The 14633-nt window shown below is 46.4% G+C and carries 11 protein-coding genes; 5 read left to right on the top strand and 6 right to left on the bottom strand.

From position 1 onward, the window contains the following. Nucleotides 1-206: 206 nt before the first annotated feature. On the bottom strand, nucleotides 207-932 hold the full coding sequence (locus FR741_RS15155; RefSeq protein ID WP_053808541.1) for an HAD family hydrolase: 726 nt from the start codon (nucleotides 930-932) through the stop codon (nucleotides 207-209). Between the two features lie 663 nt (nucleotides 933-1595). Here FR741_RS15155 and FR741_RS15150 point away from each other — a divergent pair. From FR741_RS15150 to FR741_RS15130, 5 genes are all read left to right on the top strand, one after another. Next, on the top strand, nucleotides 1596-3311 hold the full coding sequence (locus FR741_RS15150; protein ID WP_005379108.1) for a dipeptide ABC transporter ATP-binding protein: 1716 nt from the start codon (nucleotides 1596-1598) through the stop codon (nucleotides 3309-3311). Nucleotides 3312-3403: 92 nt separating this feature from the next. Further along, nucleotides 3404-4957: an ABC transporter substrate-binding protein gene (locus FR741_RS15145; protein WP_046874194.1), complete on the top strand. Its 1554-nt coding sequence runs from the start codon at nucleotides 3404-3406 to the stop codon at nucleotides 4955-4957. A gap of 146 nt (nucleotides 4958-5103) precedes the next feature. Further along, nucleotides 5104-6081, top strand: coding sequence for an ABC transporter permease (locus FR741_RS15140; RefSeq protein ID WP_031780394.1), 978 nt, complete (start codon nucleotides 5104-5106; stop codon nucleotides 6079-6081). A gap of 2 nt (nucleotides 6082-6083) precedes the next feature. Next, nucleotides 6084-7040 carry an ABC transporter permease gene (locus FR741_RS15135; protein WP_005394358.1) on the top strand — a complete coding sequence of 319 codons (957 nt, stop codon included), beginning with the start codon at nucleotides 6084-6086 and terminating at the stop codon, nucleotides 7038-7040. Between the two features lie 157 nt (nucleotides 7041-7197). Beyond that, nucleotides 7198-8211, top strand: a complete 1014-nt coding sequence (locus tag FR741_RS15130) for an SPOR domain-containing protein (RefSeq protein WP_085343344.1) — start codon at nucleotides 7198-7200, stop codon at nucleotides 8209-8211. 76 nt (nucleotides 8212-8287) lie between these two features. Here the strand turns inward: FR741_RS15130 and FR741_RS15125 are convergent, their stop codons facing one another. The 5 genes from FR741_RS15125 to FR741_RS15105 all read right to left on the bottom strand — a co-directional run bounded on the left by FR741_RS15125 (nucleotide 8288) and on the right by FR741_RS15105 (nucleotide 14623). After that, the gene (locus FR741_RS15125; protein ID WP_012841245.1) at nucleotides 8288-8431 is read right to left on the bottom strand and encodes a hypothetical protein; all 144 of its coding nucleotides are present in this window, start codon (nucleotides 8429-8431) and stop codon (nucleotides 8288-8290) included. Then, nucleotides 8421-10742, bottom strand: coding sequence for a hypothetical protein (locus FR741_RS15120; protein WP_005394364.1), 2322 nt, complete (start codon nucleotides 10740-10742; stop codon nucleotides 8421-8423). Before FR741_RS15120 ends, FR741_RS15125 begins: the two co-directional genes overlap by 11 nt. A gap of 262 nt (nucleotides 10743-11004) precedes the next feature. Continuing rightward, nucleotides 11005-12576, bottom strand: coding sequence for a hypothetical protein (locus FR741_RS15115; protein ID WP_408646613.1), 1572 nt, complete (start codon nucleotides 12574-12576; stop codon nucleotides 11005-11007). Further along, the gene (locus FR741_RS15110; RefSeq protein WP_005394366.1) at nucleotides 12576-13148 is read right to left on the bottom strand and encodes a sigma-70 family RNA polymerase sigma factor; all 573 of its coding nucleotides are present in this window, start codon (nucleotides 13146-13148) and stop codon (nucleotides 12576-12578) included. The genes FR741_RS15115 and FR741_RS15110 overlap by 1 nt, the downstream gene beginning before the upstream one ends. A 2-nt stretch (nucleotides 13149-13150) precedes the next feature. Continuing rightward, nucleotides 13151-14623: a chromosome partitioning protein ParA gene (locus FR741_RS15105; protein WP_167427044.1), complete on the bottom strand. Its 1473-nt coding sequence runs from the start codon at nucleotides 14621-14623 to the stop codon at nucleotides 13151-13153. Nucleotides 14624-14633: the final 10 nt, after the last annotated feature.

The raw sequence follows: 14633 nt of genomic DNA, 5'->3' as shown, positions 1-14633 counted from the left end.
TCACCGACCGCTATTTAGAGCCCCAGTCGAAAGACTGGGGCTTTTTTGCATCTATCCTCTTAAAAGCATCTGCATTCGATTTCAATTTCACCAAAAGTGTACAGCTCTAGGGGCTTTTGACCACCTATGATCCAAATGCTTTTCGAGCTGACAAAATAAACCCCAGAACGACGTCTGGGGTTTTGTGTTTTTCTAATCCGCTACTTTTATTGGGCGAGTGTTTTAAGGATTTCTCTCAGCTCTACCGTTTCTTGGATTTCAAAATTTGGCGTTATATCTGTTGAGTTACTTGCGCCTGTCGCATTTACCCACACACTCAAAATGCCCATATTGTTAGCGCCTGCTATATCTGCTGGTAAAGAGTCGCCAATGTGTAGGGCTTCTTCTGGTTTTACTTCGACCAAGTCGAGCGCTTTTTGGAAAATGCTCGCAGCGGGCTTCTCTTCAGGCTCTTCTCCCCCCACAATAATATGGTCCACCCAGTCGCTCATCTGTGTCGCGCTGAGTTTAGGGTGTTGAGAAAAAATCGGGCCGTTAGTGATCACGACGAGTTTATAATGCTGACGAAGGTCGCTGAGCATTTCTTTTACACCAGGGAAGAAAGTGAACGCGCCCATACGTGCAGAGTCAAAGTAGTCTTGAGCTTGTTGAGCCTCTTCGGTATTAATGCTGACTCCGTGCTCCGCCAATATGTTTTGGATCAGGCCACAACGGAACGCGTTTTCATCAGGTAGCAGAGCCACAAGGTGAGGGAATTCCGCATTCAGCTTCTTGTACACACCCTGTAAGTAGCGCTGTAAGAAAGCTTGTGGTTCGGTAACTTGCGGGTAGGTCTTATGAATCCAAGTCGTAAACTTTTGTCCTGCAACTTTATCGGCTTGTGACGTCGCACATAAAGTCTCGTCCATATCAAAAAAAATCGCTTTAAGCACAGGGGCTCCTTTCATTTACAGCTTGGCTCTAACATTGATTATCTATTATCCCACTCTGAATTGTTCCGTAAAGGGTTAAAACCGACGTGTTTCACCTACAATGGGAGATTGATGGTAACCGCACTTTCTTTTGTTTAGTCAACAAACCGCTTAAGCGGCGCATAATCGTCGTCGACAGAGGATTTGTGTGGTTTTGCTGTTGTGTTCACGTTTTAGCCTATCCTTTCTCTTTCTAAGTTTGGCTTTTTATATTTGCCGACTATTTTATTAATAGTTTTTTATGTTGAAAAATTGCTTTTCGCATACGATATTGTTTGTTAAATGTTAATAATTGCACATGAATAGTATGGTTAATGGTCCTGGTTGGCTCGTGCTTATTTTTTAGAGCATTTTTCTAGTTTTATTGGTGCATGGCGCACAAAAATAGTGTGATATGAAAATGGTTAAATACTTGTTAATGCATTTTTATTCGCTCATTGTGCGTTTATTTAATGTTTTCTCGGCGGAATATACTTTAATTGTTGCTTTTTTGTGTGATTTTTGCCAAATTGTTTCCGCATTAAGATTTCAGAGTATTATTCTGAATTTGAACGGATTCATTCAGGTGATGAATGGTGCCTTTGGCGCGATTCGATACCACAGACAAGGCAGTAGAGGTCTGAAATGTCACTATTAGAAGTGAAAAACCTTCGTATTGAATACCCATCCCGACACGGCGTTCACGCTGCCGTGAAGTCACTTTCTTTTCATATTGAACGTGGTGAAATCGTGGGTGTTGTTGGCGAATCAGGTGCGGGTAAATCCACCGTTGGTAACGCCGTTATTGATTTGCTTAGCCCTCCAGGTCGCGTTGCTAGCGGCGATGTTTTCTTGGATGGAGAAAAAATTTCTGGTTTATCACCAGAAGCGATGCGTAAGGTTCGCGGATCGAAGATTGGTTTTATTTTCCAAGATCCAATGACCTCACTTAACCCACTTTTTACGGTTGAGCAGCAACTGAAAGAGACGATCCACGCCAACATGAAAGTCTCTGATGAAGAGGCGTATCAGCGTGCGCTTTCTCTAATGCAGCAAGTTGGCATCCCGCAGCCAGAAAACCGCTTAAAACAATACCCACACCAATTCTCTGGTGGTATGCGTCAGCGTGTCGTCATTGCGATTGCTTTGGCTGGTGAGCCAGATCTGATCATCGCCGATGAGCCAACTACGGCACTGGACGTTTCTATCCAAGACCAAATCCTCAACTTGATCCGAGAATTGTGTATCAAGAATAATGTCGGCTGTATGCTGGTTACTCACGATATGGGTGTGGTCTCCAACGTCACTGACCGCGTCGCGGTAATGTATCGTGGTGACTTGGTGGAGTTTGGACCAACAGCCAAAGTGTTGGGCGATCCTGATCACTCCTATACTCGCAGCCTAATTTCAGCCGTTCCACGTTCAGACAGAAAGCTCGATCGCTTCCCTTTGGTCAGCTACATCGAAGAAGCGGCAGAAATGGAGCCACTCGACATCAAGAATCACTGGCTAGGACAAAGCCAGGATGAGCGCGAGTACACAGGCCCGCTTTTGGACGTGAAGAACGTTAATCTGCGCTTTGTCACCAAAGACTCTTTATTTGAAAGCCGTCGCGAATACGTGCAGGCATCCAATAATGTGAGCTTTGAAGTGCATGAAGGCGAAACCTTTGGTTTGGTGGGTGAGTCTGGCTCTGGAAAATCAACCATTGCGCGAGTCATTGCTGGTTTATACCAACCTAACTCTGGTCAGGTGAAGTTTGAGGGTATTGACCTGACAGCTTTAACCTCTGAGAAAGAACGCCGCCCAATGCGTCGTCAAATGCAGATGGTGTTCCAAAACCCGTATACCTCAATGAACCCTCGTATGAAGGTATTCGATATTATTGCTGAGCCAATCCGTTTTCATAAACTGACGAAAAACGAGTCGGAAACTCGCCAAATCGTGAATGACCTTCTCGATCATGTTGGTTTGGGTCGTATGGCTGGGCTTAAGTACCCTCATGAATTCTCCGGTGGTCAGCGTCAGCGTATTTCTATTGCGCGTGCGTTGGCGACTCGTCCTCGACTTTTGATTTGTGATGAACCGACATCGGCACTGGACGTATCGGTACAGGCACAAATTTTAAACTTGCTGAAAGATCTGCAAAGTGAGCTGAACTTGACTATGTTGTTTATCAGCCACGATTTACCTGTTATTCGTCAGATGTGTGACCGAGTAGGTGTGATGCAAATGGGTACACTTTTAGAAGTGGCACCAACAGAACAGTTATTTACGGCACCCCAACACGAATACAGCAAAAAATTGATTTCTCTGATGCCTGAATTTACAGGCTTGCGAGAAGAGATCGAGACGGCATAAACCAAGCACCTCGCTTGGCTAACCTTTAGTCATAACAAAGACGCAAACACAACAACAAGGGATCCGTATCCCCGCATGAAGGAGTTATGCAAATGAAAACCATGAAAAGCAAATTAGCAGTGGCGCTAATGGCGGCGGGCCTAAGCTTTAATGCACTGGCTGCAGATATCAAAGTTGGCTACGCAGCTGACCCAGTATCGCTTGACCCACATGAGCAGCTATCAGGTGGCACACTGCAAATGTCACACATGGTATTTGATCCGTTGGTTCGCTTTACTCAAAAAATGGATTTCGAACCTCGTCTAGCAGAGAGCTGGGAGCGCATTAACGACACTACCGTTCGTTTTAAATTGCGTGAAGGTGTGAAATTCCACTCTGGTAATACCCTAACGGCTGACGACGTTGTATGGACGTTTGAGCGTCTACAAAGTTCTCCTGATTTTAAAAACATTTTCGACCCGTACGAGAAAATCGTCAAAGTGGACGACAACACGTTCGATCTTGTAACCAAAGGTCCTTACCCACTTGTGCTGCAAACTGCAACGTACATTTTCCCTATGGACAGCAAGTTCTACACGGGTAAAACAGCAGACGGTAAAGACAAGTCTGAGCTAGTGAAGCACGGTAACTCATTTGCATCGACTAACGTATCTGGCACGGGTCCATTCATTGTGACTTCACGTGAACAGGGCGTAAAAGTGGAATTTGAACGCTTTAAAGATTACTGGGACAAAGAGTCGAAAGGTAACGTTGATAAGCTAACGCTTGTACCAATCAAAGAAGACGCGACTCGTGTAGCTGCGCTACTTTCTGGCGGCGTTGACATGATTCACCCGGTAGCACCAAACGATCACAAACGTGTGAAAGACGCAGACGGCATCGATCTAGTCACGCTACCAGGTACTCGTATCATCACGTTCCAACTAAACCAAAACAGCAACGAAGCACTGAAAGATGTTCGCGTTCGCCAAGCGATTGTTCACGCAATCAACAACGAAGGCATCGTTAAGAAAATCATGAAAGGCTTCGCTACTGCAGCTGGTCAGCAGAGTCCAACTGGCTACGTTGGTCACGATGACAAGCTAGTACCTCGCTACGATCTGAAGAAAGCAAAACAACTGATGAAAGAAGCGGGTTACGAAGACGGCCTGACTCTAACTATGATTGCGCCAAACAACCGCTACGTAAACGATGCGAAAGTAGCGCAAGCGGCGGCGGCAATGTTGTCTAAGATTGGCATCAAGGTTGATCTGAAAACCATGCCTAAAGCGCAATACTGGCCTGAGTTTGATAAGTGTGCGGCAGACATGCTGATGATTGGTTGGCACTCGGATACAGAGGACTCGGCAAACTTCAACGAGTTCCTAACCATGACTCGTAACGAAGAAACCGGTCGTGGTCAGTACAACTGTGGTCACTACTCAAACCCAGAAATGGACAAAGTAGTTGAAGCTGCAAACGTAGAGACGGACCCTGCGAAACGTGCAGCAATGCTGAAAGGTGTCGAAGCGACGCTATACAACGATGCTGCATTCGTACCGCTACACTGGCAAAGTGAAGCGTGGGGTGCGAAGTCTAACGTGAAAGCCGCAGACATCGTGAACCCAATGGTAATGCCTTACTTTGGCGACCTAGTTGTCGAGTAATCATACTTAGTCATGACAGAGAGGGGCGCCAGTCCTTCTCTGTTTTCGACACTTGGCTCGGTTTTGTTTCAGTCGGATTGAGCCAGTTTTACAGACTGAATTTTCTCTCTAAGTTTAGAGATCTATGGATAGTTAAGGGGCAAGGAATGTTTTCGTTTCTGGTCAAGCGCCTGTTTCAGGCACTGATAGTGATGTTTGTGATCAGTTTGGTGGCGTTTGCCATTCAGGACAACCTGGGTGATCCGCTGCGTGAGCTTGTAGGTCAGTCGGTTTCGGAATCGGAGCGCCAAGCGCTACGCGACGAATTGGGCCTGAACGATCCCTTTATCACAAAGTACACGCGCTTTGTGGGTAATGCACTGCAAGGTGATTTGGGTACATCATACTTTTTCAAGCGACCTGCGGTTGAGGTGATCCTCGATAAGCTGGTGGCAACATTAGAGCTCGTGTTTGGCGCGACGCTCATCATTATCGTTTTCTCTATACCACTCGGGGTGTATTCCGCGATTCACCCGAAGAGTGTCTTTACCAAATTTGTTATGGCGATGAGTAGTGTCGGCATCTCGATTCCGGTGTTCCTAACCGCAATCATGCTGATGTACGTCTTCTCCATCGAACTCGGCTGGCTGCCTTCCTACGGGCGAGGTGAAACCGCTAACGTGCTCGGTTGGGAATCTGGCTTCTTTACTATCGATGGTATTAAGCACCTTATCCTGCCGTGTATTGCGCTAGCGTCTATCATGCTGCCGTTGTTCATCCGTCTGGTACGTTCAGAAATGCTGGAAGTACTGAGCTCGGAATACATTAAGTTCGCGAAAGCAAAAGGTTTGAACTTACAAAAGATTTACTACCAACATGCACTTAAGAACACCATGCTGCCAGTATTGACGGTAGGTGGCGTGCAGATTGGTACCATGGTGGCTTACACCATCCTAACCGAAACCGTATTCCAGTGGCCGGGTACAGGCTTTCTTTTCCTAGAGGCAATCAACCGTGTCGATACACCGTTGATCACAGCTTACGTTATCTTTGTTGGTCTGATTTTCGTGGTAACCAATACCATCGTTGATTTGCTGTACGGCATCATCAACCCAACTGTGAACCTAACTGGAAAAGGAGCTTAATCATGAGCCAATCAAATGTAACACCAGCTCCTGAAGCCGCTCCATCTGCATGGCAGCGTTTTAAAGAGTCGGACTTCTTGTATTACTTCAAGCGCGACAAAGTGGCGATGGCAAGTTTTACGGTCTTTATGATGTTCTTAGTGTTGGCATTAGCTGCGCCAATTCTAGCTCCGACTGACCCGTATGATCTAACGTCTATCGATATCATGGATTCAGAGCTACCACCGTCTTGGATGGAAGAAGGCGATGAGCGTTTTGTTCTTGGTACTGATGAGCAAGGCCGTGATATTTTATCGACCATTCTTTACGGTTCTCGTTTGTCTTTGACGATCGGCTTTTTAGCCGTCGGTCTTCAGTTGATTCTGGGTATCATCATTGGTTTGTCGGCGGGTTACTTCGGTGGTCGTATCGATAGCTTCTTGATGCGCTTTGCGGATGTTCAACTATCGTTCTCAACCATGATGGTGGCGATCATCGTATCGGCCATTTTCAAAGCCAGCTTTGGCAGCGATTTTTACAGCCAATACGCGGTGGTGATGCTGGTGGTGATCATCGGTGTGGCTGAATGGCCGCAATACGCACGTACCATTCGTGCTTCAGTACTGGCTGAGAAGAAGAAGGAATACGTAGAAGCGGCACGAGTGATGGGCTTTAAAGCGCCACGCATCATGTTCCGTCACATCCTGCCAAACTGTCTATCACCAATCTTGGTTATCTCGACGGTACAGGTAGCGAATGCGATCATGTCGGAAGCGGCACTGTCATTCCTAGGTTTGGGTCTTCCTGTTGATCAGCCGTCACTAGGTGCGCTGATCAGCATCGGCTTTAACTACATCTTCTCAGGTGCGTGGTGGATTACTGCCTTCCCAGGCATCGTGTTGGTTACACTGGTTCTGGTTATCAACTTATTGGGTGACTGGTTACGAGATGTATTCAACCCGAAACTGTACAAAGGCTAAGAATTTTCCCGCCAAGCGTTGTAAATTCGCTTAATTCCTTCCTAAACTGAGAGCCGGATGCAAATTCCGGCTCTTTTTTTGCTAGTTATTCTTTGTTCACATTTTTTTGGCGCTTTGCCGCCATAATGACCTTACCCACTAATTTAGAGTGAAGTGTATGGAAATGAAGAAGGCACAACACCCATCTCGTATCTTCCAAGCAAGCCTAGCTTTCGGCTTGTTGCTGGTATGCGCCCAGTTTTCTAGCCCAGTATCGGCGGAGGAGTTCCTTTGCCAAGCTACTCAAGCCAGCGAGAAAGAACTGCCGATGCTTGAGAAAACGTGCCCAATTGGTAACGGAGTATGGGGAAAGAAAGTGCCGCAAGGAGGCAACTACCTCTACTGGATTCAATGCGGATTACTACCAAAGCCAATGTCACTCGCGAAAGCAAAGCCGCTTTACAGCAAGATTACGACTGACGTGTGGATGAAGCCGGAGTCCAAAGGTTATCGCTGTTTGATTGGGCCTTACAAAGATCTGTCTGATGCGAGAGGGGATTTGCGAGGAGTCAAAACCTTGTCGAATTACAAAGAGGCGTTCATCCGCGTGGTTGGAAAAGAGAATAAACAGTCTACGACACCATCTAAACCCGCTGTGCCGTCGAAATCAGCCGCATCTTCGGTTAAGCCAACACCGACGGTGACCCCGAAATCCGCGCCAGTTCCTGCCGTGCGAGCTGATACCGACGCCTTTACAGCGCCGGCAGAGAAGTCAAAGACCAAGGTAAAAAATACACGTGATAATTCTTCGTCCAAGCCTGTTGCTAAGACCAAAGCGAAGCCAGTTGTGAGCGGGAATGATGACATTGAAGTTCGGTTGAGAACCTCCTTACAAGGCAAAACGTACGTGGTGCCGTACTTACTCGACCACCACAATCAGTTTTACATGGAATACGGCAAACCGTGGAATCGTCTCAACTACGAAAACTCGCAAAAAGTATGTCAGCAACTGGGTATGAGCTTAGCCAGCCCTGCAGAATTCAAAGTGTTGAGGGCGTCTGGTGTGATGGAAAAAAATCAATGGCCACTGCAACTGCCGTATTGGGGCAAAGATAAGAAAGGTTTGTTCGCAGATCGTGAGCCAAACCAGCTCACCGGAACCTCATTATTGAACGTAGTGTGCGTGAAATAACGACTCAAATATTGCGGTCAAAAAGATAGAAGAAAGCCCCGAGTTCGGGGCTTTTTTGCGGTCTCAAATATTATCGCTATTTGAGTGGCGTTTCTTTGTGACAGTTAGAGCAGATATACACTTCTTTGATGCCGACCAAGCGTTCCCAAAGCGTTCTGCGTCTTCTACGCAAATGCACGCTATCACAGCAAGGGTTAACGATGGTTGCTTTAGTCATCATCGCCAGGCTCCAAAATCGGGAGCGAACTCGCGATGCTCGTCATGGCTTCTTTGTTGTGAGAGTACAGACCATATTCCGGCGCGGATTCATGACCGTTTTGCTCTTTACTCCAACGAATACCGATGTAGAAGTCACCAAAATCACGGTTGATGTAACGATGACGAGTTTTGTAATCTGACTCTGAGCCTGTTTCTTTTAGAATCAGCAGCTCACGGCCTTCATCACTCTGGATTTCCCAATTACCTGGAGTTTGGAATCCTGTTGGCATGAACGACGTGTAGTTGTAAGTATCAGCGTCGTACTCGTACGTACCTGACGAGTATTTCAGGACTTTGTCGTCGCCCGAGCCTTTACTTTCTACCATCAAGTCATGCTCTACCGTGCCGTGTTTGATGTGTTCTGCAACCGAAAGTGATTCTGCAAATGGTGTATTGCTTGAATCCATCCAGAACAGCTCATCATCTGAGATTTTAACGATCATCTGAGTGCCGTTATGCTCGGTTGTGTGCTGGTACAGCATTTCATACTCTTCGCCGTAGCTGTTGTATAGCTTGCCGTCTTTCAGCTCGACGTCTTTACAGCCTTTATTGTGGTATTCCGCGTAACCAGTTTGTTGGTCCAAATCGGAAAGAATAGCGTAGGCATCGTGTTCCCATGTGTTTTCTAGGAAGTCGCTGATGCTCGCTTTGTACTCTTGATTCATCTCATCATGGTTTGAGCCCCAGCAGAATAGTAGGCCTTCAGAGTCTTGCATCAGCATGGCGTAGCCAATTTCACCGTCTTTTTGTGCAAAGCTACCCATTTTCCACTCTTGGCCGTTGAAGTGCTCTTGAGTGAAGCCCAAAGTCGGCACTACTGGTGGTGGCGTTACGCCTTCGATAACCGTTGGCATGCTGAGCGCAATCTGTACCGCGGTATGGCCATCTGTTGCGCTAATCGCAAGTGCTGCACCAGCTTCGCTCGCTTTTGTCGGTGTGCCTTTAATGGTGATAATCGCATTACCATCCTCAGATACTGTTAGACCTTCAATGTCCACATAGTCCGCTGAGTAGTCGGTGATATGACCGTCTTTATCTTGGAACAAGCTAGAAATATCGAGCGTTTGTTCAAATACTTCACCTTGTTGTAGGTACCAACCATCAACGATGGACTGTAGATGCGCTTGTTCTGTTTCTACAACCATTGGTGGTAAGTTTGCCGATTCGATTTCGAACTTAAATACGGTGCTTACCGTACCCAAAACCTTACCTGAAGAATCAATGTCTTGCGCCGTTAGGACGATCTCAAAATCACCAGCTTTTTCTACGATAGCAGTCGGATATAGAACAATCAGGTTGCCAGTTTGCGCAACTTCAATGCCTGTGCCTGCTAAGTTGTGCGTCAGTTTGGTTGTCACAAGGTTTTGGTCTTTGTCTGTGAAAAGACCTTCGATGTTTAGTTCAACGCCATCAAAGCCTGCGCCTTGTACGATTTTTGGTAATTTGCCAAGCTTATCTTTAGCAGCCTCTTCGACGGTTTCGTTTACGGTTAGCTTGTTATTGATTGCCGTTTCAGGTGCTAAGTTGTCGCTATTTGGGGTCGCGTCAGTGATGATTGGGCGTAGGCTTGCATCATTGATGTTTTCGCCGGATGCGATAAGACGATCGACTTCTTGGTTTGCCGCTTGAGCAAATTCAGTGGCCTTTTTCTCGTAGTTAGCTGGGTTTTGCGCTTTTGAGTCGGTCAGAATCTGAGCGGTTTTATGTAGTTCGGCGTTTTTTGTCGCACCTTCAACAAAATCACTGTACAGATCAATTGGTGCTTCTTCTGAGCCTCCTAGCGCTTGGTTTACCTTGGCTTTTGCGTCTTCTTCACTAATGGATGGATCTTTTGCCATTTCAATCGCAACAAGGTCTGTGATAGGTGAAATCACGTTTGACGATGTTGGTGCACGGAACACGATTTCGTGGGCCATGGCTTGGCCTGGATGATCCATATCAACCGTGTATTTGCCAGCGTACTCTTTAGCATCCAAAGCGATAAGCTGTTTCTGCTTTGCACCGTTTGGTGTAATGGTCTGCAGTGCTAGAGTGTTTTCTGGTTTTGCATCCAATTTAAGCTGACCTTTCTCATCGGTCAGACCAAGGAATGTTTCTTGAGTGTCCCATTGGCCGTTGTTGTTCGTATCTTCAAAAACAACTGCATGTTTGAAGTAGCCGTCAAAGCCTGTGATCACAACACCGTTGTTAGCACTGTTTGAGCCACCATCTGAACCGCCACAGCCAGTAAGAGCGATAGCCACTGACGCTGCTAATAAACTCACCTTATTCATTATTCATTTGTCCTTGTTTCGTTTCCGAATGAGAAAGTCGCTTTTTTATTGTTTTTATCTTTCAATCTCACTAGTGAGATTGAAGAGAGTGGTGTCTTTTTAATGACTATTGAGCCTAGGTTCAAGACACGAAAAACCGCACAAAACCCGTAAAATTTATTTCTATTTTTTGTCTATGATGGAAAATTGATAATTTGATCACGGTTCCAGTTTTATTTTGGGGATGATTGTTTTGTCAAAATAACCACCTGTAAAGAAAGGTTTATTGGGTGTCGCTAAGGACAGGGGCGTGATAAATCATGTTGATCTTAAATTCCTCAACGCGATCAGCGAGCTCAGGTTTCGGACGTAAAATGTAGCTATACACCTCGCCATCAAGTAGTTCATCGTAAGGGAAATAGTTAAGATCAAACGATAACGATTGTTGTCCAGTAGCGGGGGCGCTGATGAACTCGTGGCAATCAATTTGGTAAGTCGGATCGTCTGGGTTAGGGTCTGATATGATGTCTATTTGATAGTCTCCTTGACCAGCAATGACATGGCTGTGATACCAAATGGCGACATCGCTACAATACAGGTTAGGACCATAAGTTCGTAAATTGAGATCGGATTCGAGACTTTCACCATGCGGACCCACGACTTTAGTACCATAGTGATAAATATAATTGCCAGCTTCAGCAACCAGATACCCCCCGCTTGGGAGAGGTAACAAATAGTCAAAAAAGGATATCTGGCGTAAATATCGCCCTGTCGGTGCGTTGATGCGCTTTTCCATCGATTGCTTGTTTTTTTGCATGGTGTAGCTTTCGAATTGTTTGCCATCAAATACGGTGGTGAAATAGTTCAGAGTCTCTTTATGAACCTGAGATGCGTATACCTTTTTGGTGGTCCAAATTTGGCGTACGCCGTGGACATAAACAATCAACGAGTCATCACTGATTTTGTACTCACCCACCTTTTTTAAGTCTCCCTTTTCAGGACACTGGTGTTTGTTGTTTGAGGCGGCATAACGTACCTCGTCATCCTCAAACTGAAACGCTTCGCAATACACCACTTCATACGCGTACGCGGTACCGCCAAGATTTTGCGTCGTCTCCAAGCGATAGACAATGTCGCCAATTAACGGGTGTTCCGTGTCATTGTGACCTGGAGTGACAACAGGCAACTCAAAACGTGTTGTGACCCACGCATGGTCGCTGTCGCCGTGGTAATCATCACGCGCCGCTACCGCCAGGTATGTGGTGGTTTTAATGTTCTCTGGTGCACCTAGTACCATCATTTGTCCTTGGTTTAGCACCCTTAATCCATTGGCGTTTTCGAGCCAAATCCGAGTGGTGAGGAGATCGCCATCCGGGTCTTCAAACAGTTGGTTAAGATTGAGCGAATAGCTAATCGGAGAGTTTTGGTTGAGCTCCCAAGCATAAATAATGGTTTGTAGCTGTTGTTCCACCGTGAGGTTGATGATGGGTTTATTATTCTCTGATGGGGCCTCTTTTGAGCGGCTGTCTTCATAACCCAATGACGAGTCGTAAAAAGAGCCGTCTTCTGTAGTATGAAATGGGTTCGTAACTGGCCCTGGTTGTCCTAAAATGGCAGAGTTGAAGGCGTCATCACCGTCTTTTTTGTGGGCGTTCTCCAACGCAGAACCTGTCAACGCTTGCTTTACTTCAACTAAAGATGTGCGCTCATATTGACGATGTGTTCGCGTGGTTGATTGGCTCGTGCTGTCTGATGAGTCCGCCGCGGATGCCAAGCTGGATTCGTCTGACATGCAGTATACGCCGAGCAAACCGACGCAGATTGCGCCGATTATCCAAAACTTTTTGCTTATCATTACGCGTGCGCCATTCGTGATTGCAACCAGCTGCGAGAGAATTTTAGGTCTTTCTCTATTAAGCTTGCGCTGCACTCGAGCAGTTCACTGATTTCTTGGTTTTTCATTCCCATTAAATACTTGAGTTTGAGTGCACTTGATTGGCGTGGGTAACGGCTACTGAAGTTATCCAGAGCTTTATCCATGATAATCAATTGTTCGAAGCGATCTTCTTCATCTCTCATCAATGTGATGTGTTGACGCTTTTGTGCTTGGTGCGAGCGTGCGTTATCGATCAAGATTTGACGCATCACTTTGGCGGCCATCAAAAAGAAATCACGTTTTGTTTCAATTTCACTCATGTCGCAGTTGGACATCTTCAGGTAAGCATCATGAATTAATGCCGTGGTGCTGTTGACGCTATCGGCCAATACCTTGTTGTCGGTGCCGTACTTTTCCGCGTTTCGTTCACGCTCGTGTTGGGCGATCTTACGTAACTGCAAATACGCAAATTGGTAAAGCTCACTCTCAGCTTGTTTATCACCAGATTGCCATTGTTGAATGATTTGTGTCAGTGCTACTGCTGTTGCCATGGTTATACATCCTCGCTCACTTTGACAAATTCAGAAATGGTGTGGGTTTCAATGCGATCAGAGCCGTCTCGGTTGCGGAGAACATCTTGTTGATAGCGATATAAAATGCCTTGTTCCCAAGTTGCGCCAGCGGGCAAATATTCCCAAGTGGTGTAATTGATTTCGGCAGGGGTCGTTGACCAACGTACCATGACATTCATTTGCGCAAGCTCGGCTTTGGGTTCGTCATTGTTGACCCACCACATGTCCGCATACTCTTGGGTGACATCTTGTGTGTATAGGCTTGCGTCGGTTGGACAGGTGTCTGCATTGTGCGGCAGTCGCATGACTTGTTGGTGGCGCATCAATAGGCACGATTGTGTCATGGACTGCTGGTGGTATTGGGTCTGCTGCCATACCCCGAGGTAGTCGATGTCGTGTTCGTTCGTGTTGGGGTAGGTAAACCACAGCATTTCTGTACGATTGTGGTGGTGGATGTTTTTTTTACGCCCAAGGCCTTGTACTTTTTCCATCAGTAGCTCAGTACTTGGATCAAAGTTGAGTGCAACGGAGCGGTATTTCCAGTCGCCTTCATCATCAAAGTCTTCGAGAGAGAAACCATTCAAGTCGTTGCGGGTGCACCCAGTGATTGAGCAACCGACGATATTAAACCAATCCGCAAACTTGCTTATCGGTTCGACAACATCTTCCGTGATAGGGCGCTTCATCGAGAGGAAGCAACCTTGAAAATGATCGCCAATGCTTGGATGCTCAATCAATGAATCTTTGGTGATGGTGAATCGAGTTTCACCAAACGGAGGGCGATATTTAGGATGATGTTGATAACGTAAATCGTAAGCACAAGCGCGGCCTTGCCAATCTTTCTTTTTGATCACGATGTTTTTGAACGTCATGCCGCGAGGTTCGAAGATGATCTCATCAGAGGCAAAGTTTTTCTCAATGTACTGCTGGCTTTCGTTTAGGTGCTCGATTGCCTCATCGACAGATACCCAGTCGAGATTGAGGTGACGTTTGGCGTCATCCAGATAATTGAGGTCAAGGCCCTTGAGCTGGTTTTGAAAGCGAGCATCAGACAACACGCGGTTGGCTAAGACAATTTCCTTACGATTCTCAGGTGTGCTGTCGAGAGAGAGCAGCAGGCGCGTCATATTGATGCTACGACTGGGTTTGGTTGTTGCCATCGTCGGTGTAAGCACTTCTTGGCTCGATAAGGTTGTCAGCAGATACCCCTTATCATCGTTGCCAAGGAAGAAGCTAATCACATCACCAGGTTGGTAGTGAAATGCCCCTTGTTGGGTAACGCCAGTGATATTGGAACTGGTTTTGTAATACAAGCCAGTCACTGGCGCATCGATAAAGTAGCCTTGCTTCAAGGTTGAAGTGGGCGGGTGTGAAGTGGCAGTAGAAGTGTCTGCTGCTAACGTGGAGGTAGCCGTCAATGCAGACAGCCAAAATACCACTGAACGTGTATACATCTTGTTTTAA

Source organism: Vibrio diabolicus, from assembly GCF_011801455.1.
Classification (GTDB): Bacteria; Pseudomonadota; Gammaproteobacteria; order Enterobacterales; family Vibrionaceae; genus Vibrio; species Vibrio diabolicus.
The sequence above is the reverse complement of the archived record's forward strand: the minus strand, read 5'-3'. Positions and strand labels throughout refer to the sequence as shown.